Source organism: Pantoea sp. 18059, assembly GCF_902706165.1.
Taxonomy (GTDB): Bacteria; Pseudomonadota; Gammaproteobacteria; order Enterobacterales; family Enterobacteriaceae; genus Pantoea; species Pantoea agglomerans.
Map to the genome: position 1 here is coordinate 569,656 of NZ_CACSJS010000001.1, position 23,595 is coordinate 593,250.

General features: G+C 57.0%; 24 protein-coding genes and 1 pseudogene. 8 read left to right on the forward strand and 17 right to left on the reverse strand.

From position 1 onward, the window contains the following. Positions 1 to 67: 67 nt before the first annotated feature. The 3 genes from gloA to GVJ63_RS02680 all read right to left on the reverse strand — a co-directional run bounded on the left by gloA (position 68) and on the right by GVJ63_RS02680 (position 2,336). Positions 68 to 475, reverse strand: coding sequence for a lactoylglutathione lyase (gene gloA / locus GVJ63_RS02670; RefSeq protein ID WP_010245580.1), 408 nt, complete (start codon positions 473 to 475; stop codon positions 68 to 70). A gap of 116 nt (positions 476 to 591) precedes the next feature. After that, a complete protein-coding gene (locus tag GVJ63_RS02675) occupies positions 592 to 1,689 on the reverse strand; it encodes an alkene reductase (RefSeq protein ID WP_010245578.1) in 1,098 nt (365 codons plus the stop codon). Positions 1,690 to 1,739: 50 nt separating this feature from the next. Then, positions 1,740 to 2,336 (reverse strand): TetR/AcrR family transcriptional regulator, encoded by a 597-nt coding sequence (locus GVJ63_RS02680; protein ID WP_010245576.1) that lies wholly within the window; start codon positions 2,334 to 2,336, stop codon positions 1,740 to 1,742. Between the two features lie 174 nt (positions 2,337 to 2,510). Here GVJ63_RS02680 and GVJ63_RS02685 point away from each other — a divergent pair, with 174 nt between their 5' ends. The 4 genes from GVJ63_RS02685 (at position 2,511) to GVJ63_RS02700 (ending at position 4,916) form a co-directional block, all read left to right on the forward strand. After that, on the forward strand, positions 2,511 to 2,750 hold the full coding sequence (locus GVJ63_RS02685; RefSeq protein ID WP_010245573.1) for a DUF1289 domain-containing protein: 240 nt from the start codon (positions 2,511 to 2,513) through the stop codon (positions 2,748 to 2,750). 68 nt (positions 2,751 to 2,818) lie between these two features. After that, complete coding sequence (locus GVJ63_RS02690) at positions 2,819 to 3,715, forward strand: aldo/keto reductase family oxidoreductase (RefSeq protein WP_033757493.1); 897 nt, start codon at positions 2,819 to 2,821, stop codon at positions 3,713 to 3,715. A gap of 84 nt (positions 3,716 to 3,799) precedes the next feature. Continuing rightward, the gene (sodC, locus tag GVJ63_RS02695; protein WP_033767102.1) at positions 3,800 to 4,318 is read left to right on the forward strand and encodes a superoxide dismutase family protein; all 519 of its coding nucleotides are present in this window, start codon (positions 3,800 to 3,802) and stop codon (positions 4,316 to 4,318) included. A gap of 130 nt (positions 4,319 to 4,448) precedes the next feature. Then, a complete protein-coding gene (locus GVJ63_RS02700; RefSeq protein ID WP_010245563.1) occupies positions 4,449 to 4,916 on the forward strand; it encodes a hypothetical protein in 468 nt (155 codons plus the stop codon). On the opposite strand, the gene GVJ63_RS02705 is transcribed toward GVJ63_RS02700, so the two are convergent. Genes GVJ63_RS02705 through GVJ63_RS02715 form a run of 3 tightly spaced genes read right to left on the reverse strand, consistent with a single transcriptional unit; the run spans position 4,917 to position 8,013 of the window. Continuing rightward, positions 4,917 to 6,917 (reverse strand): FUSC family protein, encoded by a 2,001-nt coding sequence (locus GVJ63_RS02705; RefSeq protein ID WP_159226381.1) that lies wholly within the window; start codon positions 6,915 to 6,917, stop codon positions 4,917 to 4,919. It abuts the gene before it with no gap. After that, positions 6,914 to 7,771: an HlyD family secretion protein gene (locus GVJ63_RS02710; protein ID WP_129062884.1), complete on the reverse strand. Its 858-nt coding sequence runs from the start codon at positions 7,769 to 7,771 to the stop codon at positions 6,914 to 6,916. Before GVJ63_RS02710 ends, GVJ63_RS02705 begins: the two co-directional genes overlap by 4 nt. 5 nt (positions 7,772 to 7,776) lie before the next feature. After that, positions 7,777 to 8,013, reverse strand: a complete 237-nt coding sequence (locus GVJ63_RS02715; protein WP_010245554.1) for a DUF1656 domain-containing protein — start codon at positions 8,011 to 8,013, stop codon at positions 7,777 to 7,779. A 150-nt stretch (positions 8,014 to 8,163) separates the two neighbouring features. Between GVJ63_RS02715 and slyA the strand changes: the two genes are divergently transcribed. Continuing rightward, the gene (slyA, locus tag GVJ63_RS02720) at positions 8,164 to 8,601 is read left to right on the forward strand and encodes a transcriptional regulator SlyA (RefSeq protein WP_010245551.1); all 438 of its coding nucleotides are present in this window, start codon (positions 8,164 to 8,166) and stop codon (positions 8,599 to 8,601) included. Positions 8,602 to 8,641: 40 nt separating this feature from the next. On the opposite strand, the gene slyB is transcribed toward slyA, so the two are convergent. Next, a complete protein-coding gene (gene slyB, locus GVJ63_RS02725) occupies positions 8,642 to 9,109 on the reverse strand; it encodes an outer membrane lipoprotein SlyB (protein ID WP_010245548.1) in 468 nt (155 codons plus the stop codon). Positions 9,110 to 9,391: 282 nt separating this feature from the next. On the opposite strand from slyB, the gene anmK reads away from it, so the two are divergent. Then, positions 9,392 to 10,513 (forward strand): anhydro-N-acetylmuramic acid kinase, encoded by a 1,122-nt coding sequence (gene anmK, locus GVJ63_RS02730; RefSeq protein ID WP_122458590.1) that lies wholly within the window; start codon positions 9,392 to 9,394, stop codon positions 10,511 to 10,513. Between the two features lie 46 nt (positions 10,514 to 10,559). Here the strand turns inward: anmK and GVJ63_RS02735 are convergent, their stop codons facing one another. The 3 genes from GVJ63_RS02735 to GVJ63_RS02745 all read right to left on the reverse strand — a co-directional run bounded on the left by GVJ63_RS02735 (position 10,560) and on the right by GVJ63_RS02745 (position 12,856). Then, entirely contained in the window at positions 10,560 to 10,793 is a 234-nt protein-coding gene (locus GVJ63_RS02735) for a DUF4060 family protein (protein ID WP_010245542.1), read from the reverse strand. A 229-nt stretch (positions 10,794 to 11,022) separates the two neighbouring features. Further along, positions 11,023 to 12,234, reverse strand: a complete 1,212-nt coding sequence (locus tag GVJ63_RS02740) for a diguanylate phosphodiesterase (RefSeq protein WP_062757546.1) — start codon at positions 12,232 to 12,234, stop codon at positions 11,023 to 11,025. A gap of 100 nt (positions 12,235 to 12,334) precedes the next feature. Continuing rightward, positions 12,335 to 12,856 carry a GNAT family N-acetyltransferase gene (locus tag GVJ63_RS02745; protein WP_159226382.1) on the reverse strand — a complete coding sequence of 174 codons (522 nt, stop codon included), beginning with the start codon at positions 12,854 to 12,856 and terminating at the stop codon, positions 12,335 to 12,337. A 289-nt stretch (positions 12,857 to 13,145) separates the two neighbouring features. Here GVJ63_RS02745 and GVJ63_RS02750 point away from each other — a divergent pair, with 289 nt between their 5' ends. After that, positions 13,146 to 13,379: a hypothetical protein gene (locus tag GVJ63_RS02750; protein WP_010670048.1), complete on the forward strand. Its 234-nt coding sequence runs from the start codon at positions 13,146 to 13,148 to the stop codon at positions 13,377 to 13,379. Between the two features lie 151 nt (positions 13,380 to 13,530). On the opposite strand, the pseudogene GVJ63_RS02755 reads toward GVJ63_RS02750, so the two are convergent. The 3 genes and pseudogenes from GVJ63_RS02755 to GVJ63_RS02765 form a co-directional block, all read right to left on the reverse strand. Further along, positions 13,531 to 14,680 (reverse strand): annotated as a pseudogene (locus tag GVJ63_RS02755) (MFS transporter). Next, on the reverse strand, positions 14,677 to 15,216 hold the full coding sequence (locus GVJ63_RS02760) for a TetR/AcrR family transcriptional regulator (protein WP_159226383.1): 540 nt from the start codon (positions 15,214 to 15,216) through the stop codon (positions 14,677 to 14,679). The pseudogene GVJ63_RS02755 and the gene GVJ63_RS02760 overlap by 4 nt, the downstream one beginning before the upstream one ends. 3 nt (positions 15,217 to 15,219) lie before the next feature. Beyond that, on the reverse strand, positions 15,220 to 15,378 hold the full coding sequence (locus GVJ63_RS02765) for a hypothetical protein (RefSeq protein WP_159226384.1): 159 nt from the start codon (positions 15,376 to 15,378) through the stop codon (positions 15,220 to 15,222). 380 nt (positions 15,379 to 15,758) lie between these two features. On the opposite strand from GVJ63_RS02765, the gene GVJ63_RS02770 reads away from it, so the two are divergent. Beyond that, positions 15,759 to 16,031, forward strand: coding sequence for a hypothetical protein (locus tag GVJ63_RS02770; protein ID WP_010245525.1), 273 nt, complete (start codon positions 15,759 to 15,761; stop codon positions 16,029 to 16,031). 114 nt (positions 16,032 to 16,145) lie between these two features. On the opposite strand, the gene GVJ63_RS02775 is transcribed toward GVJ63_RS02770, so the two are convergent. From GVJ63_RS02775 to treZ, 4 genes are all read right to left on the reverse strand, one after another. Then, on the reverse strand, positions 16,146 to 16,910 hold the full coding sequence (locus GVJ63_RS02775; RefSeq protein WP_159226385.1) for an SDR family NAD(P)-dependent oxidoreductase: 765 nt from the start codon (positions 16,908 to 16,910) through the stop codon (positions 16,146 to 16,148). Between the two features lie 126 nt (positions 16,911 to 17,036). Next, the gene (gene glgX / locus GVJ63_RS02780; protein WP_010245519.1) at positions 17,037 to 19,112 is read right to left on the reverse strand and encodes a glycogen debranching protein GlgX; all 2,076 of its coding nucleotides are present in this window, start codon (positions 19,110 to 19,112) and stop codon (positions 17,037 to 17,039) included. A 59-nt stretch (positions 19,113 to 19,171) separates the two neighbouring features. Then, positions 19,172 to 21,700 carry a malto-oligosyltrehalose synthase gene (gene treY / locus GVJ63_RS02785; RefSeq protein WP_159226386.1) on the reverse strand — a complete coding sequence of 843 codons (2,529 nt, stop codon included), beginning with the start codon at positions 21,698 to 21,700 and terminating at the stop codon, positions 19,172 to 19,174. After that, positions 21,697 to 23,481: a malto-oligosyltrehalose trehalohydrolase gene (gene treZ, locus GVJ63_RS02790; protein WP_033767117.1), complete on the reverse strand. Its 1,785-nt coding sequence runs from the start codon at positions 23,479 to 23,481 to the stop codon at positions 21,697 to 21,699. Before treZ ends, treY begins: the two co-directional genes overlap by 4 nt. Between the last annotated feature and the right edge of the window lie 114 nt (positions 23,482 to 23,595).

The window sequence follows — 23,595 nt, forward strand, 5'->3', positions numbered from 1 at the left end:
GGGTGCAGCAGATGAAGCGCAGAGAAGGGGATTCAGCCCACCCGATCGGGCAGGCTGACAGGCAGGTTTAGTTGCCGAGGCCGTTACCGGCATCTTTGTTTTCGATCAGCTCGATTTTGTAACCATCGGGATCTTCAACAAAGGCAATAATGGTGGAGCCGCCTTTAACCGGGCCAGCTTCACGCGTCACGTTGCCGCCATCTTTGCGGATACGTTCGCAGGCCGCTGCTGCGTCATCAACGCCCAGCGCAATATGACCATAGGCATCACCGAGGTCATACTTATCGACGCCCCAGTTGTAGGTCAGTTCGATCACCGCACCTTCGCTCTCGTCGGTGTAGCCCACAAATGCCAGGGTATATTTGTATTCGGTGTTTTCGCTCTGACGCAACACGCGCATGCCCAGCACACGGGTGTAGAAATCGATTGAACGTTGCAGATCGCCAACGCGCAGCATGGTATGAAGTAAACGCATAACATCCTCTTTTAAATAAAACGCCATCGCCCGATGACCCAGGCGCTAAGTATAGCGATGAAAATCGCCATTGAATAATGGCTGCCGTCATCATCCCGGACGGCAGCCCGAACCGGTTACAGCGTCGGGTAGTCGATATAACCTTCCGCGCCGCCGCCGTAGAAGCTTTCCGGACGCTGTGGATTGAGTGGGGCGTCCTGCTGCAGACGCTCAACCAGATCCGGGTTAGCAATGTAATCGCGACCAAACGCAACCGCATCGATCAGACCGCGACCAATCAGGTCATCCGCTTTCTCAACGGTATAGGCACCGGCACCAATGATGGCACCCGGGAAGAGATCACGCACTTTCTGACGGAAAGCGTCGGTATAAGGCTGACCGCCGGCCCAGTCTGGCTCAGAGAGGTGCAGATAGGCGATGTTGCGTTTTGCCAGCTCGCCGATATACCACAGCGCCGCTTCCTCTTCATCCGGGCCGTTGTCCAGATTCTGGAAGCTGCCGATAGGTGAGACGCGAATACCAATGCGATCGGCTGACCAGTTAGCGATCACCGCATCAACCACTTCCAGCGCAAAGCGACCGCGTTTTTCGATGCTGCCGCCATATTCATCAGTACGCTGGTTTGAGCCTGGTGCCAGGAACTGGTGCATCAGGTAACCGTGCGCCGAGTGCAGCTCAAGCAGGTCAAAGTCCGCTTCACGCGCGTTGGCCGCAGCCTGGCCAAAATCTGCCACGATCTGCTTAATCTCTGGCACTGTCAGCTCACGCGGCGTTGAGGTATCTTCGCGATAGACGCTGCCATCTTCAGCACGCAGTGAGGTACGGGTGCCAGCGGCAATCGCCGATGGCGCAACCGGTGCTTTGCCTTCCGGCTGCACGCTGTTATGTGAGATACGACCGGTGTGCCATAACTGTACTGCGGTGTGACCGCCAGCCTGATGCACGCCTTCGTTAATCGCTTTCCACGCTGCAATCTGTGGCTGAGTATGTAAGCCTGGCGCACCGGCATAGCCTTTCGCCTGGAAAGAGATCTGGGTCGCTTCGGTGATGATCAAACCGGCGCTGGCGCGCTGGCGATAATATTCAGCCATCATCGGGGTAGGGATGTCGCCTGGCTCAATGCTGCGCAGACGGGTCAGCGGTGCCATAAATACGCGGTTTGGGACGGTAATTGCACCGACTTTTAGCGGACGAAACAGCTGGGTACTCGCCATAATAGCTCCTGATTAGTAGACCAGTCGTCTACAAACATGTTTTTTAAAAATCAGCGGCGTTCAAGCCACTGTTCGATGGTACTCAATGCCAGACGCAGTGGCTGCGCCTCGCGGGAAATTTTGCTCTGCAGGCTGGCACCCAGCCACAGCAGCGACAGCAATTCCGCCATCTGCGCGGGGGGCTGCGGCAGGCTCAGCGACTCCTGCTGCTCTGCGGCAATCAGGGTCCGGGCGTAGAGTGCCGTGATCTTTCCGGCACCCTGCTGCAGTGCATCACGCATCGGCTCTGAGAGATCGCACACCTCCGCGGAGACTTTGACGCCCAGACAGCCTACGATGTGGCCCTGCTGAACAAACAGATCAACGGCAGCACGAAAGTGGTTAAGCAGACGCTCACGCGGCGTGCCTTCGGTCTGGTTAAGCTGCAACGCCACATCCTGCAGGAAACGCGCAAAATAGCGTTCCAGTAACGCCACGCCAAACGCCTCTTTAGAACGGAAGTAGTAGTAGAAGGAGCCTTTCGGCACCGCCGCCTGCGTCAGCAGTTCGCTGAGGCCCATTCCGGTAAAGCCGCGTTGCAGACAGAGTTGCTCACCTGTCTGGAGCAGGTGTTCGCGGGTTTCGTTGCGTTGTAGCGTCTTATTCATGGCAGTGAGATTAGTAGACCAGTCGGTCTAATGCAACGCAACCCTCTCTATTTGGCACAGAGTGTTCACTCCTGAGTCAAAGAACAGGATAATTCTGACCGGGTATGGCTTACTTCCTGCGCAACCAGGCTACGCTTTTTACTGGACTGTTTATTCTGTGAATCCGGAGGCGTGGTGGCCGAGCAGCTTGAGTTTTTCCCGGTTCCCAGCCCCTGTCGCGGCATCTGCCAGACTGATGCGCGCGGCTACTGCCTGGGATGTTTACGCAGCCGCGATGAGCGGTTCAACTGGCTGCGCTTCAGCGATGCGCAAAAGCGTGAGGTCATTCGTCTTTGTCAGCAGCGGCGTCAGCGTCTGCAACGGCAACAGAAAGGTGAGGAGCCACACGCGCCACAACAGCCGGAGTTATTCTGACGACTTTGCGCTTTCCGTTATACTCTCTGACACGCTAATTTCAGCCAACGCGCAACAGGGAGAACGTCATGTTAGAACCGCAAGCCATCGCTTCACAGGGGCCCGATTTTTCACCGCTGGTCATGGGGTACTGGCGTCTGATGGAGTGGGGGATGTCGCCACAGGAACGGGTCGCCTTTATTGAGCACCATGTGAGGCTCGGCATCACCACCGTTGACCATGCGGACATCTACGGTGACTACCAGTGTGAGGCGGCGTTTGGCGAGGCACTGAAACTGGCACCCGGCTTGCGCGACCAGCTACAGATTGTCACCAAGTGCGGCATCGCCACCCGCGCCCAGCCTGAGCATCAGATAGGCCACTACATTACCGACAAACGTCATATCCTGCAGAGTGCTGAAAACTCACTGCGCCATATCCACACCGATCGTCTCGACCTGCTGCTGATCCATCGTCCCGATCCACTGATGGAGGCTGACGAGGTGGCCGAAGCCTTTATGGCGCTGCATCACAGCGGCAAGGTTCTGCATTTTGGCGTCTCTAACTTCACACCATCACAGTTTTCCCTGCTGCAATCCCGTCTGCCGTTCTCGCTGGTGACAAATCAGCTGGAGATCTCACCCGTGCAGCAAAGTGTGCTGCTGGATGGCTCGCTGGATCAGTGTCAGCAGCTGCGTATTCGTCCGATGGCCTGGTCCTGTCTGGGTGGCGGTCGCCTGTTTAACGATCCCCATTTCCAGCCGCTGCGTGACGAACTGGAAGCCGTGCGGCAGGAAACCGGTGCCACCAGCCTTGAGCAGGTGGTCTATGCCTGGATACTGATGCTGCCATCACGCCCGCTGCCAATCATCGGCTCAGGTAAAACGGCGCGGGTCAGCGAAGCCGCCGGAGCACTGAACTTATCCCTGTCGCGTCAGCAGTGGTTCCGTATTCGCAAGGCGGCGCTGGGATTTGATGTGCCCTGAAGCGTAAAACTGCGTCAATCTCCGGCAAAATAGTGCAACAGCGACCAGACTTATCTCAAACCCTGGTATGCAAATGGAGTCACCATGAAAATGAAAGTAGTTGCCCTATTCGCACTGATCGCCTGCGGCTCAGCACAGGCTGCCAGCGAGCAGGTTACGATCCATCAGGTTACCGCTGAAGGGATTGGGAAATCGCTGGGCACCGTTAAGATTGACGAGACACAGTATGGTCTGCAGTTCACGCCGGATCTGCAGGGCCTTCAGCCGGGCATTCATGGTTTCCATGTTCATGCTAAAGGCAGCTGTGAACCGGGCGAGTCTGAAGGCAAAGTGGTCGCCGCCGGTGCGGCGGGTGGTCACCTTGATCCAGCCAACAGCGGCAAACATCTGGGGCCTTATGCAGAGGGGCACCTGGGCGACCTGCCCGCGGTCTATGTCGATGACAAAGGCAGCGCCACTTATCCGGTGCTGGCGCCGCGTCTGAAATCGTTAAAAGAGATCAAAGGCAAAGCTCTGATGGTGCACGTCGGCGGTGACAATCATGCCGACCATCCTAAACCGCTGGGCGGTGGCGGGGCACGCTACGCCTGCGGTGTAATCTGAGTTTCCGGGCGGCAGGCGATGGCCGCCCGCTTTTCTCCTGCCTGTTTATGAATTGTTGTACCATCCCTGACATTTCCCCCCTATGATATTGATTCAGGTAAGAAAGCGTGATGGGGAAAGGAGCAGGAAAATGAAATTCAAGGGCGCATTACTGCTGTGTCTGCTGCTGGTGGGATGCGATAAACCCAATGATACGCAACTGGTCACCGAAACCGGACGCGAACTGCAGCGCACCATCGATACCAACCCGATGCGCATCACCTGTGAAAAGATCGCGAAGGGTCGTGAATGGCTGAGCCGCAACATGGTGCGTAAGCTGGAAGCGCAGGGTTGCGATCAGGTCTTTCGCAGCGCCACCGAAACCAATTTCACGGATAGCACTATTTATCGCCGTACCATGACTATGGTGTGCGGTGGCATTCATGGTCAGAGTTTTACCGGTACCGAACTGACACGCCGGTTTATCTTCTCACCCGATGAGAAAGTGCTGGTGATTGAACCGATGACCGAAATGGATAAAACCCGCTTCGAAGGCCATAAAACGCTGCAACAGCTGCAGGATGATTTTAACCGGCAACAGCAGCAATATTGCCAGTGATCACTCCGGCACCGCCTGCTTCAGCTGTGCCAGTGAACAGCGTAACCGCCAGATAATCCCCGCCAGCTCGCTGGCCTCGTTGCTTTCCAGTGCCAGTAACGCGGTGATGGTCTCCTCCAGTTGCGTCAGCATTCGATCCAGCGAGCTGTGGCGCACGCCGCGGCTGCTGATAATCTGCTGTAAGTCTTGCAGGCAGTGATCGCGAAACCCCATCAGTGCGGCTGAACCGGCGCGCCATTCACGCAGCTGCCAGACGATATGCGAGCAGTTGAGCAGCACCACGCCCCAGCGCAGTAGCCAGACGCGTGCCTGCTCGTCCCGGCTGTGACTGAGCTGGCTGATACGGTGGTAAATCTGCGATTCGAAGCGGCTCTCGCTGAGCCGGGGCCGCTGCCGCAGCTGATCGAGAAACGCCAGCCGCAGCGCCCGGATATGCCGTCGGCTGCGCCGCGCATCGGAGCTGGGTCGCAGAATCTGGAACGCCAGCCAGGCGAGCAGCACCCCGCAGACTTTGGCGATGTTATCGTTAAAGAAGTCCTGATAATCAAATGTGGGCGGATTAGTCACCGCGATAAACGAACCCATAAAGACGATGAACTGTCCCCACATCCCGGCGCGCTGCTTCTGCTGCAGCTTAAAGAGTTGCAGCGTCACCAGCAGCGGGAACAGAAACAGTAAAAACTGCCACAGCTGACTGATCTGCACCATCAGCCCAAACTTCATCACAAAACTAAACGCAAACAGCCACAGCAGGGTCTTCAGGAGCAGCGTGACGCTGCCGCCAGGTGAGGGTGATGAAGCGTAGAGCACACAGGCAATGGCGGTTAAGGTGAGCGCGGCGGCACCGGAAGACCATTGCGTATTGATCCAGAAGGCGCAGCCCAGCACGATAACGCAGAAGGTACGCAGGGCGCTCCAGCCCGCCTCGGCGCTGTCACTGTCGCGCGCCAGCGCCGGAACCGGCGGTGGCTGAAAACGGGTGTCGGCATCGGCGCGATCCAGCTGGCGGATCCAGCGCAGCACGTTGAGGTACATCCAGCAGAAGTAGCGCAGCCGCTGACAAAAAGCGCGCTGCCGGTAGTCGCCATCCGCTGCCGGTGTCACGCTGCGCAGGATTTGAGCCAGACGATATTTATCACACGCAGGTTTCGCCAGCTCCGCCAGCAGTTGTTGCAGCGCGTCAAACAGCGCCTCTGGCGCGTCGGGCCAATTCAACAGCATGCGTCGCAGGCTGGAGAGCACGCTGGTGAGTCGCAGCTGCTGGTGCAGCACATAGTTCAGCACGTTGTTCTGTCGGCGAAAGCGGTAGTGGCTCCAGAACGCCTGAATCCGCAGCAGATTCATAGTCAGAATCTGGCTGATGACATTTTCATGCGCGGTCCGGATGGTCTCGCTGGCTGAGGGCTGCAGCAGTAACACCGCATGTTCCAGCAACCGGGCATGCATCTGTTTCAGTGAGGTAATCAGCGTCTCACCATCGGAGGTACTCGGCAGTACCATCATCATTAATCCGGCGCAGAGAATGCCGGAGATCACCTCGCAGACCCGTGCCTGAGCGATGGTCCATAGCGAGGTGATATCGGTGATGTTAACGCTGCTAAAGGCGATGATGGCGGCGGTGTAGCCCGCCAGCGAAAAGGCGTAGGCAACATTATTCTGGTAGTGGTTCGCTATGCCGGTACAGAGCGCCAGCCAGCCGGCAATGGCAAAGGTAAACAGCCACGGCTCATTAAGCGTATGTCCGGCGATCAGCAGCGCAGCGCTGGCCCCCATCAGACTGCCAACGATGCGCCCCAGACTTTTACTGATCGCGCCGCCGACGGTGGGAAAGCTAATCACGGCAGCAGAGGTCATTGCCCAGTACGGCTCATCCAGATCCAGTGCGTAGGCGATGCTCAGCGCCAGGCACATCGCAATAGCGTTGCGCAACGCATAGCGCCACTGGCCGGCGTTCGCCTTAATCCAGGGCAGTTGATCCCAAGCCAGCCACTGAAAATTCATGGCTGGATGGTGATGGTGCAGCTGGTTCCCGCAACCAGCTCTGCATCGGCAGGAAGCGGGTCGAGACGAATACGCACCGGCACCCGCTGCGCCAGCCGCACCCAGGGCACGTTGGGTTTGATATCGGGCACCAGGCCGCTGTCGGTCTCAATGCTCTGGTCATAGATGGCGCGGCCAATGCTATCCACCTGACCCTGCAGCCGCATACCATTGCTGTAGAGCACCACCTGGGCCGCTGCGCCTGGGTGAATATGGCGCAGTTTGGTCTCTTCGAAGTAGCCCATTACGTAGTAAGAGTGGCTGTCGACCAGAGCAAACAGAGGCGAACCCGCGGTGGCATAGTTGCCGGGACGCAGCGTCAGATTGGTGATCCAGCCATCCGCCGGTGCGGTCAGCGTCGTCTGCTGCAGATTCCAGCGCGCTCGTTCCCACTCCGCCTGTGCCGCTTTGGTGCTGGCGGCCGCCGCGCCGGCGCTTAATCGCGCGGCATCAAGGTCCTCTGCGGAGATGATGTTGCGCGGCAGGCTGCTGCGACGGTTAAATTCATGCTGCGCTTTCGCGAGATCCGCCTGCGCTTTGCTGAGCTGGGCGGCGGCATTGTCGAGCGCGATCTGCCACGGCACCGGGTCCAGCGTTAACAGCTGCTGGCCCTGATGCACAAACTGATTGTCTTTGACCTTCAGTTGCGTAATTCGTCCCGACACCTGAGGCGTGATATCTACCAGCTCTGCCCGTACTTTCCCGTCACGGGTCCAGGGCGACTGCATGTAGTAGTTCCAGAGCCAGCCAGCGGCCAGCAGCGCCAGGGCAAACACGATCAGCGTGGAGAAGTATTTTACCGCGTTAAATTTCATATCGATTATCCGTGACCGATGAGCCAGAGTGCGGCGGTAACGCACAGCACAAACAGGGAGAGATCAAACAGGGTGGGATGCCAGACATCGCCGGAGTAGATCCAGCCACGCACCAGAGGGTGGATCAGCAGCCAGAAAAAGAAGCCGAGGATCACCGCTTTGAATATCGGCGGGAAAAACAGTGAGGCGCCCACCACCAGATCGGTCAGCGGATTCGCACCTGAAAAAGCAGGAGTGAGCACGTGATAACATCCTTCGTTAACCCAAACAGCAGAGTGAAAGCGCTGCCACGTTATGGTGGCCTGGTCCGGGATTTGTAATTTGTCCTGTAAACTCGCAGAATAGTGTAAAATCTGGCTTGATAGCTAGCAAGCTAATTATAAGGAGATGAAATGGATACGCCCCTCGGAACGGATTTATCTCGCCTGGTGCGCATCTGGCGCGCGTTGATTGATCAGCGGCTGAAGCCGCTTGAGCTGACTCAGACTCACTGGGTGACGTTGCACAATATTCATCAACTGCCGCCCGAACAGTCCCAGATTCAGTTAGCCAAGGCGATTGGTATTGAACAGCCTTCGCTGGTGCGCACGCTGGATCAGCTGGAAGAGAAAGGATTAATCACCCGTTCGACCTGCGCCAACGATCGTCGTGCCAAGCGCATTAAGCTGACGCAGCAGGCCGAGCCGATTATCGAACAGGTTGAGAGTGTGATTGATGAGACGCGGGATGACATTTTGTCCGGCATCAGTCGGGAAGAGATCAGTCAGATGGTGACGCTGATCGCCCGGCTTGAAAAAAACATTCTCGAACTTCAGCATAAAGAGAAATAAAAAAACCGACGCCCAGGCGTCGGTTTTTTGTTTAGCTTCATTAGCGAGGTGAAACCGTCACCTGGCTGCCGTTGGATGCCATCACAACGCGCTGGCCAACAGAGTAACGCGTGGCGGCCTGTTTCTGAACCACCATGATGGTGTTGCCATCATCCTTACGGATTTCCAGCTCAACGCCATCGGTTTTATTGACTGCGCCCTGTACGCCCTGGCCTGCTACGCCACCCAGAACCGCACCACCGGCTGTCGCCAGGCTACGTCCGCTGCCGCCACCAATGGTGTTACCCAGGAAGCCACCCAGCACCGCACCACCGATAGCACCGATGACATTGCTCTCATCGCCGCCCTGGATTTTCACCGGACGTACTGAGACTAAGGTACCGTACGAAACGCTCTGCACCTGCTTAGCTTCACTGGCACTGTAGGTATCACCCGACAGCGTACTGGTATTGCTACAACCTGCCAGCATCACACCGGCCAGAGCGACCACAATTACACGCTTGATCATTTGAAACTCCTTTAGTCGAGAAGGTGCCACGTTTACCGCTGTATCCTGCTCACAGTATAAGACACAAACCTGGCAAATTAATCCCTGTCCGAATAAAACACGGCTGGACGAAGCATAGACTATGCAGGATCAACAATAATTCAATCGTGGATTAAAAATAGTCCCATTACGTTATCAGTCAGCACGATTGGATAAAAAGAATTTAATCATAGAATTAGCGATCATTATTTGTCAGGCTAACCGCAGATGAATCGCACCTCCCGCCGGAAGTAAGGAATGGCTATGAAATCAGGACGCTATATTGGGGTAATGTCAGGCACCAGCCTGGATGGAGTGGATGTGGTGCTGGCTGCCATTGATGAAAATATGGTGGCGCAGCAGGCCAGTTACTGCCATCCGATGCCACCAGAACTGCGTCAGGCGATTCTGGCGATATGTCAGGGACAGTCCCTGACGCTGTCGCAGCTCGGCCAGCTCGATACCCGCCTCGGCCAGCTGTTTGCTGAAGCGGTAGTGACATTAATGAAGCGCGAATCGCTTGAAGCCAGCGATATCACGGCGATTGGCTGTCATGGTCAGACCGTCTGGCATGAGCCGCAGAGTGACGCACCCAATACGCTGCAGATTGGCGATCATAATCAGATCGTGGCGGCCACCGGCGTCACCGTGGTAGGGGATTTCCGCCGCCGTGACATGGCGCTGGGCGGGCAGGGCGCGCCGCTGGTGCCTGCCTTTCATCAGGCGCTGCTGATGGATGCTTCTGAACGCCGCATGGTGCTGAATATTGGCGGCATTGCCAATCTCTCGCTGCTGATCCCGGGTCAACCGGTGCGCGGCTTCGATACCGGCCCCGGCAATATGCTACTGGACGCCTGGATCTGGCGTAATCAGGCTCAGCCGTATGACAAAGATGCGCAGTGGGCGCGCAGCGGGTCGGTGATTCCGGCACTGCTGGAGGCGCTGCTACGTGAGCCCTGGTTTGCGTTGCCGCCGCCGAAAAGCACCGGGCGCGAACATTTCAACCTCAGCTGGCTGGAGCAGCATCTGCGCTATTTCCCGGGTCTGGCTGCGCAGGATGTGCAGGCTACGCTGGTCGAGCTGACCGCCATCACCATCACGCAGCAGGTGTTACTCAATGATGGCTGCGACCGTCTGCTGGTGTGTGGCGGCGGCAGCCGCAATCCGCTGCTGATGGCACGACTGGCAGCGCATCTTCCGGGAACGGAAGTAACGACTACCGATGCGGCGGGTGTCAGTGGTGACGATATGGAAGCGCTGGCGTTTGCCTGGCTGGCTTTCCGCACGCTCTCCGGCCTGCCAGGTAATCTGCCTGCGGTGACGGGCGCACGGGAAAAAAGCGTGATTGGCGCAATCTTTCCGGCGAATTCACTCTATCGACGCTAAGCGCGGAGTCGGGGGCAATCTGCCCCCGCAGGATGACAGGCGGCCGTCAGGCGGCGCCGGAGAGATGCGTCAGGTTGCGAACGCCAGTAATCACCGAGGCAACCATGGTTTCACGTCGGGTAATCACCTCAACCTGATAAAACCGGCTGCGGTAGGCGATGGAATAGATAACGGGATGGTACTTATTACCTTCTCCGTAGCGGGAGTAGTGCGCTTCAAGCGCACGGGTCGCTGCGAGAATATGGGAGGGTTCTTTATCACCGCGGATGATTTGCTTCATTCAGTTCCTCAAATGCTGTCCCTGGAGTCACGTCGCACGCATGGCGCGTAGCGCTGGCCTAAACACTGAACATCTGACTGCTAAACATTTAATCACTGACTGGGTAATGACTGACTCTGCCGCGGGAAGATGACAGAAAGATGATCCCCCGGGGCTGTTAATTATTTAGCAGCCGCCGGGTGATCCAGCAAGGCAGGAAATTGCAAATTCATCCAAATCGCAGAGGCGGTCAGATCAGCTCCGGCCAGGCTACGGCCGCAACGCCATTGAGTACAGGTTTTGAGAACAGAAAGCCCTGAAACTGGGTCACGCCTGCCGCTTCAAGCCACATCCACTCTTCCGGCTGTTCAATACCCTCGGCGATAACACCGATCTCCAGCGAGGAGCAGCATTTCAGAATGGCATGAATGATCGCCTGCTTCGGCCCACTTTTATGCACATCAGCGATGATGGTACGGTCGATTTTAATCTTGTCGGGCTGAATGCGCGTCAGCAGCGACAGGCCGGCAAAACCGGCACCGAAATCATCCAGCGCCAGGCTGATGCCGGCCGCCTTCAGCTGCCTGATGGCGGCTTCAAAGGCCTCAGGCTGCGAGATAATTTCATTCTCGGTGAATTCAACCATGATCTGCTCTGGCACCAGTCCCTGCGCAGCAATCTCATCCAGCAAAAACGGGACGGCGTCGGGCACTTCCACCAGCGTCATCGGCAGCAGATTGATCGACAGAGTCATTCCCTCAATCCCCAGCTGCTTCGCCTGGGCGAAGGCGATCTTTTTCGACCTCAGATCGAGCTGATAGAGCTGCTCACGTGACAGTCGGGCAAAATAGTCGAGCGGCGATTCTCCCTGCGGGCCGCGCAGCAGCGCTTCCAGCGAGACGATTTCGCAGGCGAAGGGGTCAACGATCGGCTGAAAAGCAAAGCTGACCTCATCCGCAGCCACCAGCGATGCGTTGCCTTCACGCTGTTCTGACTCGTCACGGATAAACGTCCAGCCGCTGGCGGCCGGGATCTCAAAATAGTTCTCTTTTTCCCGCGCTTCGACAAAGGTGCGCAGGAACTGCAGTGCGCGATCGGCATAGGTCAGCTGATACTTTGTGGTGCACTTTGCCAGCACCGCCTCCAGTACCGTCTCTTTATCATGCAGCCGCAGATCGAACAGCTCCATACCGACGTGGCCAAAACGGCGTGCCGGGGCGTAATCGCGCAGCAGTTCGACCAGATTATGGTGGCGTGGATCCTGGCAAATCCGGCTGTAAACTGCATTGACCGCCGCCTCCGGACCTTCCAGCAGCTGGAAAAAATGCGTGCCATTGAATAATAAAATTCCGGTGACGCTTGAGGATTTATTGATTTTATTCGCTTTCCGCGCCAAACCATTCAGGATCTCAAGCGGCACATGTTCAGTAATGTGGCTGCGATAGATGATTGTCGACAACATAAAGGTTTCCGGAATTTTTTATTTTTTGTTATGGCACCTTACCAGAAGCTTCTTCCGGGGAAAACGAGGGCCAGTACGTCTTTCTCACTCTGACTCTGTTTTAATCAACCGGCAGCGTGGTATTGCCCGTTCCCAGAGAGCGCTGCATAAAAACGGTATCCAGCCAGCGACCCTGTTTGAAACCCACCGAGCGCAGGATACCTGTCATCTCAAAGCCTGCGGCGAGATGTACGGCAATCGAGCCCTGATTCTCGCTGTCGCCGACGTTGGCGATCAACTGGCGGAACCCTGCCTGCTCAGCCCAGCGGATTGCATGGTTTAACAGGCGCGAACCGGCTCCGCGCTTCTGAAATCCGGGATCGATATAAATTGAGTCTTCCAGCGTATGCCGGTAGGCATGGCGCGGACGATAAGGCGTCAGATAACAGAACCCACGCACTTCTCCGTCGCTGACGGCGATAAACCACGGCAGGCCCGCCTGCTGAATCTTCCGCATCCGCTCGCCAATCTCTGCCGCGTCGGGCGGCACTGTCTCAAATGAGCCGGTGCCGTTAAGGACATGCCAGGCGTAGATCTGCTGAATCGCCATGATGTGGCGTTCATCTGCCTCAAAAATTTCCATTATGCCGTTTTGCCCCGAAAGTCTGCACCTGGTGGAAAAACAACGGTATAGCGGGCGATGTGAGGGCGCAATATAAATATTACGCGCTCATGAAATTTTATGAGTGCGTCGTTCGCCAGGATTATTCCTGGCAGGAAGCAGATAAAAAATCACGTCGGTTTAGTGCCACTACTGAATGGTAATTAAGCCTATTCTGAAAACAGCGTCAGCCGGATGATCCGTGCCGGCGTTAAGGCTATTATCTTCGCGATTCTGATGGGGTTGATTTATTAACTGGAGGCGCAGCGTGATGCGATTTGTTGATTTTCTGAATAGTAAGCAGGGGCTGCGTGCAGCAAGAAATCACTGCTTTGAATTAAATGGTGTGGTACTGGGCCATTTTACTGCGTTATTCCTGCATGATAACCAGATTATTTTTACCAAAGATGGTAAGCAGTGTGCTGTGCCTTATTATCTGGGTCCCGAAGAAGATTTGCTTCAGCAGAAAATAAATCCACGCATTAAAAATATTCGCGCGATCTGAATGGACGCCGCGATGAGTTTATCGCTTCAGCCATAACACCTGCGTAATATTTCCTCATTCCCCGGGCGATAATATTGGCACTGTCTGGTAAATAGCATCGACGCTATTTCTAACTTCCCTGTTTTCTGCCAATCCATTCGTTTACGCCTGCTTATTTACCCGACTCGCTGCTGTTCTGCGCGGGTGCAATAAACAGCAGCAGCAGGGCGCTGAACGCAAACAGCGTTAATGCCGTACTGGCTCCCAAAGAGGCGTAGAGCTGACCAAACAGCAGCGATCCCGCTACCTGGCCCACCGCCAGCAATAAAGAACAGGATGCCGACGCCGGTCGCCGGATCTTCAGCAGTGGCGCGTGCGCCCCACACCAGCAGCACGCCCGATAGCGTGACGTAACCTGCGCCACAGCAGGCAACCGCGATCGCTAAGCCGGTGGATTCGCCCCGACTCCAGGCCAGCACCAGCAGTGGCACTGCCATCCCGCACAGTGAGAGCCGGTATACACCCTTCAGCCCGATACGGGCAGCGACCGGGCCGGTTGCCGCACCCACGATGCCTGCTCCTCCGGCAATCAGCCAGAGTAAGCGGGCGGTCTCCTCATCCACACCGACATGCTGTCGCAGCAGCGCTGACCCAAAGCTCCACCAGGCAGCACTGACCAGACCCGAAATCAACGCAATACTCATCAGACGATGCATGGAGCGGCGATACAGCCGCTGGTGCCAGTGACGCACTCTGGTGGGGCGACTGGCGGCGTGACCTGATAACACGCGCATCACCGGCAGTACACAGGCCAGCGACAGCAAAGCGAACAGCAGACAGGCGGCACGCCAGCCGCCGGGCAGAACGCTCAGGATGACTACCGTCAGGATAATGCCCGCGCTGGTGCCGGCATTGATCAGGGTATTGATGCGCGGCTGACCCACAGCAGGGATTCGATCGCTGACCGCCGCCGCCAGGGCAGGTGAAGCCAGACCGGCACTCAATCCGGCAATAAAGAGTCCGGCCGCCAGCAGCAACGTTGATGAGGCACAGGCAAGCAGCAGCAGACCCGCCGTCGCACTGAGTGAGGCCAGCAGCGCCGTCAGCCGGGTGCCATAGCGATCCGCCAGCGCGGCTGCGGTAAGTATGGTGAGGCAATATGCCACAAAGCTGCAGGCTGACAGCATACCCGCCTGCTGCGGGTTGAAGGGGATCTCCGCTGAGATAGCGGGCAGCATCAATCCCCATGAGAAGCGCGCCATGCCATAGGTCACGGCGATCAGGCTGAAGCCGGTCAGCGCCAGCGCGATGGGCGATCTCATCCTGTCGCCCTGTTCTGAAGTAACTGACTGACGACCTGCGCCGCCTGTTGAGCAGCGGCGGAACCGGTAATCAGCGCCGTGGTAATGGCACCCTCAAAGAGTATCCAGATAGCATCACTCAGCGACTTATCTTCAGCACCGCGCAGATGCGTCACACAAAGGGTGATATAAGCCCGCATCGTGGCCCGGAAGGCCAGCGCCTGAGCGGCCAGTTCACTGTCCCGCTCGGCATACTCTCCCCAGGCTTTCAGAAAAAAGCAGCCACGGGCACCGTTCGCCTCCGTCCACTCGCCCAGCACCCTGAACAGATGCGCTATTGCATCAGGCTGTTGCGGTGGCAGCAGATCGGCCATAAAGCGCTGCTCGCGCGCGTCGAGTACCGCTGCGGTCAGCGCTTCGCGTGAGGCGAAGTGATGATAGAGCGTGCGGGTAGAGACGCCCGCTTCGCGACAGATATTGTCGGTGCTGGTGGCGTGGAAACCGTGGGTGTAGAAGAGCCGCTCGGCGGCCTGGATGATATCGTTTCTCTTTTTCATGCTTTAAAAGCAAACCGATCGTTTTATTTTTTCAAGCCGGTCGCTGTTAATTACGCCCGCTGGTATTGATAAATCCCTGATGCCAGGGGAGCTGGCGTTCCGCTTAAAGGCACGCTGTGCACCACTTTCACTCTTATTCAGGTTCAGTTTATCAATACTCATAAATACCCCTGCGGGGATGATATTTTTCAGCTTCTGCTCTAATCATATCTGAGTAGCGCGTCACCCCTGGCGCGCAGGTTGATTTTATAAGGTATTGTTTTTAAGGTATTGTTTTGATTTTTGCTTTTTTAATGATGCATTAGCAGTATAAATGTAAGCGGGGCGACAGTGAGGGTGAGGGCGTTACAGCGCGTGGAATGCCTGAAGCGACATAAGCAATGAAAAAGGGCATATTCTCAAAGTCAGCCAGACTCACGCAATAAAGTGGTTTTAGGGATAATTCTCAGTTAGTTTAATAAAGCTTCAGATTACAAAAAAAACCTCTTACGAATTTTGGTTCGTTTTTTAAGATACATACAGCAACTATCAGGATGACTACCATGCTCAAAGCCAGCTACTATTATCTGTGCCCGCGTCCCATGGGTGGATGGATTTTACACAAAGAAGGTTGCGTTAATCTGTCAAAGAACGATAAACGCGTTTTTATTGGTTCGCTTTATACCCGCCAGCAGGCGCTGGCCGTGGCGAAAGTCCATCACGCTAATGCCATACTCTGTAATGCCTGCCTGAGCACTTTTATTTGCCCGACCAGCAGCACGGCAATTAAACCGGCACGCGCGGCAACGCCAACCCGCCATACGCCAAAACATTAATTTGTATGCAGGGAGTTATTGTTCTGCTGTGGCAGAAGGATAATAAAGGGAATTAATGCTGCGGGCCGGTTAGAATAAAAAAAGGCAGCGTAAAGGCGCTGCCCTGTTCTTTATTTAAGCCTGTTTAGGCTGGCCATTTGAAGCGGTAATTCCGCCATCAACCGGCAGATTAACGCCGGTAATATAACTGGCTTCATCGCTGGCAATAAAGAGAACGGCACGGGCGATATCATCCGCTTCACCGGCCCGGCGCAGTGGAATACGGTCGTAAAAGCGCTCCAGCAGCGCCTGATCCTGTTTGGCATCTTCGGTCAGATCGGTAAAGGTAAAGCCGGGACAGATTGCATTGACTCGTACGCCATCTGCGCCGTAGTCCATCGCCAGCGCACGGGTGAAGTTGGTAATCGCCCCTTTAGCCGCGTTGTAGATGCTCATGCCCCAGTCGCCGCCTAAACCGGAAACGGAAGAGATGTTAACCACGTTGCCTTTGCTCTTTAACAGGGCAGGCATGAAATAGTGTACGCCGTGGAAGACCCCATCAAGGTCAGTTTTCATCAGGGTTTTCCATGCGTCGAGGTCGACTTCATGGATGCGGCCCTGCACGATGACGCCGGCATTATTTACCAGCACGTCAACACGGCCATACTTCTTCAGCACGGTTTCTGACAGCTGTTTAACCTGTGCGGCTTCTGAGACGTCGCAGGCAGCCACCAGGTGATCGCCTGGCGTCATGTCGGCCAGCGTCTCTTCCAGTTTCTGCGCGGTACGGCCCACCAGCACCACTGATGCACCCTCTTCAGCGAAGCGTTTTGCGCTGGCTTCGCCAATGCCGGATCCGGCACCTGTCACAACCACAACTTTCTGCGTAAATCTGGACATTATGCCTCCTTTTCAGCATCAATTCTCACTGTTAACAACCGGTTAAGCCTGGCAGCGATCGCCAGAAACACAAGCGCAGCGCGAAATGCGCTGCGCCAGATGACTGCTTTTTAACCGGGTGAGCGGCTATGGACGTCTGAACAGGGCGAAGCTGCGTCCTTCCAGTTCGAAATCCTTCTCTTTGGTGATCACCAGACCGCGCTTCGCGGTGTCGCTGGTGGTCAGTTCCAGCACCCAGCCGCCTTCACCAAACTGCGGGATCTGGAACGGTACATTGCCTTCAAACGGATTGAACAGCATCAGGACGTCGTGCCAGATGCCTTCCTCGGTCTGGAGGTCCGGTCGGCCGATATAAACCCCCAGCGTTGATCCCTCATCCCACTGCTCAGCCTGCTGGAAGCCGCCACCGGCGTTAAACCATTTGATATCCATGCCATCACGCCAGTTTTCACGGCGCAGTAACGGCTGCTGAGCACGTAACGTCAGGATCTGGCGGGTGAACTCGCGCAGCGCCTCGGCAGATTCCGGCAGGTTATCCCAGTGTACCCAGGAGATTTCGCTGTCCTGGCAGTAGCCATTGTTGTTGCCCATCTGGCTGCGGCCAAACTCGTCGCCCGCCAGCAGCATTGGCGTACCGTGTGAGAAGATCAGCGTGGCGAGGAAGTTGCGCTTCTGACGCTCGCGCACCGCGTTGATGCCTTCATCATCGGTCGGGCCTTCAACTCCGTAGTTGTAGGAGCGGTTGTCGTTGTGGCCGTCGTTGTTGTCTTCGCCATTCTCCGCGTTATGTTTGTCGTTGTACGACACCAGATCGTTGAGGGTGAAGCCATCGTGTGCGGTGATAAAGTTGACGCTGGCCCATGGACGACGACCGTGCTGATCGTAGAGATCGCCGGAACCCAGCAGGCGGGCAGCAAAGTCTGTGGAGACGTTGTTGCCTTTCCAGTAGTCACGCACCGTATCGCGATACTGATCGTTCCATTCTGCCCAGCCTGGCGGGAAGCTGCCCACCTGATAGCCGCCCGGACCGATATCCCAGGGTTCACCAATCAGCTTTTTCTGCGACAGGACCGGGTCCTGCATGATGGCATCGAAGAAGCCGCCGCGCGGGTCAAAACCATCAGGCTCGCGACCGAGAATGGTACCCAGATCGAAACGGAAGCCGTCGATATGCATTGATTCTGACCAGTAACGCAGCGAATCGAGCACCATCTGCAGCACACGCGGATGCGAGGTGTTGACGGTGTTACCGGTACCGGTGTCGTTGATGTAATAGCGATGCTGGTCTGGCAACGTACGGTAATAGGAGAAGTTATCGATGCCTTTAAACGACAGCGTTGGCCCCAGCTCATTCCCCTCGGCGGTGTGGTTGTAAACCACGTCGAGGATCACCTCAATACCGGCATCATGGAAGGCTCGCACCATGTCACGGAAGCCCTGAATGCCGCGCGGCCCAAAGTAGCGGGTGGCGGGGGCAAAGAAGTTCAGCGTGTTATATCCCCAGAAGTTTTTCAACCCTTTATCCAGCAGGTGCTGGTCATCCGGGAACCAGTGTACCGGCAGCAGTTCGACCGAGGTAATGCCCAGGCTTTTGATGTAGTCGACGGTCGATTTGTGGCTCATGCCGTCAAAGGTGCCGCGCATTTCAGGTGGCAGGGCGGTGTTGAGCTGCGTGAAGCCCTTAACGTGGGTTTCATAGATGACGGTTTTCGGCCACGGCACATTCGGGCGGTTTTTATCCTGCCAGTCGAATTCGTTGGGATCGATCACCCGGCACTTTGGCGTAAACGGCGCGCTGTCGCGGCTGTCGAAGGTCAGATCTTTATCGTCATGATAGAGATCGTAAGCGAAGTGCGCCTCGTTCCACGCGATGTCTCCCGCCAGTTCACGGGCGTAGGGATCGAGCAGCAGCTTGTTCGGGTTAAAGCGATGACCATTTTCCGGGTCATAAGGGCCATAAACGCGATAGCCATAGAGCGCGCCGGGCTGCAGGCCCGGAATATAGCCGTGCCATACTTCATGGGTATATTCCGGCAGCTCCAGACGGGCAATTTCCGTTTTACCGCTGGGATCGTACAGACAGAGTTCAACCCGCTCGGCGTGGGCGCTGAACAGGGCGAAGTTCACGCCCTGACCATCAAAGTTGGCCCCCAGTAAATGGCTGTATCCCGCCGTAATTTCAAAACGCTGACTGTTTGACATTTATGCCTCGTTATTCAATGAACAGATTGACGCGTAATAAAAAAAGTTCTTTCCGGAATTCACTGTGCCACCAGCACGGCACACCACTGCGATGCCAGCCCGGTAAGCGGCAACTGGTCGCCCGCAGCCACCGTTTTACCGGTCAGCACATCCTGGTAGCGGCGCTGGCTCAGTGCGGTGGGCAGCGCAATGACCGTGTCAGCCCAGCGCGCAGCGGGCGGCTGGTCGAGATTCTCCGGAAGCTGGTTAAAGACCCGGCGTGACACAACCACTATCACCGCCTGATCCTGTTTGGTGCGGGCAAAGGCCAGCACATTATTCTGCTGCTCGCCCTCTGCCGACAGTGCCAGATAGTCACCGTGGCGGAACAGGGCAGGCTGTTGCTGACGCAGCGTCAGCAGCGTCACAATCGCCTGCTGATTGACCTGACCACGCAGCCAGTGCGCCTCGCTGCCGTCGTGCTGTGGCGCGTTAAGCATCGCCGCCAGCGCGTCGAAATCGGGTTCGCGGCGGTTATCCGGATCGACCAGGCTGAAGTCCAGTGCCTCGCTGCCCTGATAAATATCGGGTACGCCAGGCGCGGTAAGCTTCACCACAGTCTGTGTCAGACTGTTGACCAGACCGGCACGCATAAAGGGTTGCAGCGACTGGCAGAAGTCATTGAGGAAGGTGCTGTTGGCGGGCGCAAGCAGGTGACGGGCATAGCCCAGCACTGCCTCCTCATAGGCGTCGTTATTGTCGGCCCAGTCGGTACGCAGCTTGGCTTCACGCAGCGCTTTTTCCACATAGACCACAAAGCGGGCTTCCAGCGCCGCCAGACCTTCCGCATCCTGCGGCAGCAGGGTGGTTGGCCAGACGCCCGCCAGCGCTTCATACAGCATCCATTCCACGGCCGGTTCGGGTGCCGGACCATCTTTCAGACGTACGACCTGATCGTGGTTCATCTCCCGCCAGCGGTTGACGCAATCCGCCCAGCGTTGCGGCGCTTCGGTAAGGGTATAGAGTCGCGCACGCGCATCTTCACCGCGCTTGGTGTCGTGCGTAGAGGTGCCCGACAGCGCATCGGGCTGATGTTCGCGCCGCGCCTGCATTTCAGCGTGAAACTGATCCAGCGAGAAGTGGCGCGCCAGCGGTTCAGCGCCGACTTCATTCAGCGCCAGCGCCATGTGCTGACGGAAGAAGAGGGTATCTTCCACCGATTTCGCCATCAGCGGTCCGGTCAGCTGCTGGAAGCGGGTGCGGAATTGCGTGGCATCGTCGCGAGCCGAGTCGGCAACTTCTGCGCGCAGAATATGGGTCAGGAAATCAAGCGCCTGACTGTCGGGCGCATGGGCACTGGCTTTGACCTCGCTGACCACCTGTTGCAACAGCGCGGTGTCGGCTGGCGTCAGGCCCTGCGGCGTACCGTAGGTGCGATAGACCGGGAACGCCACCAGCAGTTCACGCAGCGCATTCTTCAGTTCCGCTTCCGGCTGTGGCGTGCCTTCTGCGTCGGCAATCTTCAGTGCCAGCTGCAGTAACCGGTTAAATTCACCGGCAAAATTGCGGTTTGCCATCAACAGTTTGGCGGCGCGCAGCTCCGCTTTCATATCAACGGTTTTACCGATGACGGCCTGATACGCTTTGCGCAGTCCGCTCAGCTGATCGCTGTCGACCAGCAGATTGGCGAGTGCGGCCATAAATTCATATCCGGTGGTGCCGGAAACGGGCCATGCATCAGGCAGCTGTTCATTGTCACCCAGGATTTTCTCCACGGTGAGATAGCAGTCGGGACCGGCAGCCTGGCGTAACTGTTCCAGATAGCCGTGCGGATCGGCCAGGCCATCCACGTGGTCGACGCGTAATCCCTGCACCGCACCGCTGTGAACCAGTTCCAGGATCAGCTGATGCGCGGCATCAAAGACCGTTTTGTCTTCCACGCGCACGCCTGCCAGACCGGTCACTTCAAAGAAGCGGCGGTAGGAGAGATCGTTGGGCGCATCGCGCCACGACATCAGCCGCCACGGCTGCTGGTCATGCAGTTCAGCAATCTCTGCCGCGTCGCGCAAGGCGAGCACCGCTTCTTCCCGATCCTGCCAGGTATCAGGTGCCAGCGGATAGAAATTGTCGAAGTAGGCCAGCGCCGGTTTGCCGGTCTGCGGATCGCGCTTCACGCTGATCTCGCCGTTGGCCAGCACCGCCTCAAAGGTGTCACCGAGGAACGGCAGCGTCAGGCGGCGTGACCAGTCGATATCGAAGTAATGCGCATAGCGGCTCTGTTCGCCATGCTCAATGACGTCGCGCCACCACGGGTTCTCCAGCGAGGCGGCCATATGGTTAGGCACGATGTCGAGGATCAGCCCCAGCCCGGCGGCTTTCAGCGCGGCAGCCATACGATCAAATCCTTCACGGCCGCCAATCGACGGCTCGATCTGGTTAACGTCGGTCACGTCGTAGCCGTGGGTCGATTCAGCGGTAGCGCTGAAGATCGGTGACGCGTAAAGATGGCTGATACCCAGCTGTTTCAGGTAGGGCACCAGCGCCGCCGCACGGTCAAACGTCATGCCGTTGCGGAACTGGATGCGGTACGTTGCGGTTGGAATATTCATTCTGCTTCTCTCTTAGCCAGACGTACCACGATAGCGTTGGGAATCAGTTCGCTGGCGGCCTGCGGCCAGGCAAACAGCGTTTCGCCTGGCAGATCGGGGATCGGCTGTGTGCTGTTGCCGACGTTCAGCGCCAGTGACAGCGTGCCCTGCGGGAAGTCCCAGCGCACCGCGAGGAAACCTTCCGCCGTTTTCACCACCTGACCGGCATCGCCACCGGCGGTCTGCAACAGCGGCACGATATGTTGCTGACGCAGGGCCAGCAGCTGACGCGTCAGCGCCAGCCACTGCTGACCTTCCGGCGTTTCTGTTCGCTGCCAGTTAAGCTTCGACTGTTCAAAGGTGGTGACATCGTTAGGATCCGGCACAGTTTCGCCGTGACCGGCATGGCCTTCAAACTCTCTGGCGCGACCTTCACGCACCGCTTTAGCCAGATCGCCGTGGAAATCGGTGAAGAACAGGAACGGCCGGGTTTCGCCATACTCTTCACCCATAAACAGCAGCGGAATATGAGGCGAGACCAGTAACATCGCCAGCAGCACCTGGGTGCGCTCTGCGCCGGCCAGGCTGATGAGCCTTTCGCCCTGCGCACGGTTACCCGTCTGGTCATGGTTCTGGATGAAGTCTACAAAGGCGACCGGCGGCTGGCTGCTGCTTTTCACGCCGCGTGGCTCACCCGACTGCGGCGAGACTTCACCCTGATAGACAAAGCCTTCTGCCAGCGCCCGCGCTACCCGCTGTTCCGGCTGGTCGGCGAAATCCTGGTAATAGGCGTGGCTTTCACCGGTTGCCAGCACATGCACGGCGTTGTGGAAGTCATCGTTCCATTCGCCGGTAAACAGCGGAGCATCCCCGTTTTCGTCACGCGGATGCAGGAAGGTGACGTTACGGCAATCTTCGGTGGTCAGATGAATAGGGCGATCGGTAATCGAGGCGCGGATGCGCTCAGCAATGTCAATCAGCACATGCTTGTCGCTGGGATCGTCAATCTGATCGATGGCGTCAAAGCGCAGGCCATCCAGATTAAACTCTTGCAGCCAGTAGAGCGGCGCTTCCACGATATAGCGGCGCACCGCATCAACGTCATAGGCGATACCGGCGCCCCACGGCGTCTGGCGCGCTTTGTGGAAGAAGTCTGGTGAGAGCAGCGGCAGATAGTTGCCCTCCGGGCCGAAGTGGTTCAGCACGATATCCAGCACTACCGACAGACCGTGGCCGTGTGCTGCGTCAATAAAGGCTTTAAAATCATCGGGTGTACCGTAGGCGGCATGCGGTGCATAGAGCAGCACGCCATCGTAGCCCCAGCCGCGATTCCCGCCGAATTGCGACACCGGCAGCACTTCAATCATGGTAATGCCGGTTTCAGCCAGCGTTGGCAGCTTCTCAATCGCCGCCCGGAAGGTGCCCTCAGGCGTAAAGGTGCCGATGTGCAGTTCATACACCACCGACTCCTGCCATGGACGACCCTTCCAGCTCGTGTTTTGCCACTGATAAGCGTCAGGATCGATCACCAGCGACGGGCCATTGACCTCTGCTTTCTGAGCGCGGGCGGCGGGATCGGGCACCGCTGTACCATCGGCCAGCACATAATCATATTCGGCATTGGCTGCCACACCAGCGACCTGAGTTTCAAACCAGCCGTCAGCCTGCGGCGTCATCTCAATGTCTTTACCGGAGAGCCGCAGCGTCACGCGTTGCTGACCGGTTGCCCAGAGGCGGAAACGCACCTCGTCGCTGGCAACCCGTTCAGCGCCCCAACTTTTAAAAAAAGATTTGGATTCCATTCAGTTGCCTCATTTAGCCTGGAAATGCGCGATGGTGGCCACCGCACGAAAAGGATGTCGATGACGCAAGCGTCAAAAAATCTTAAAGCTATCAGCGAGACCAGGAGGCCAGGT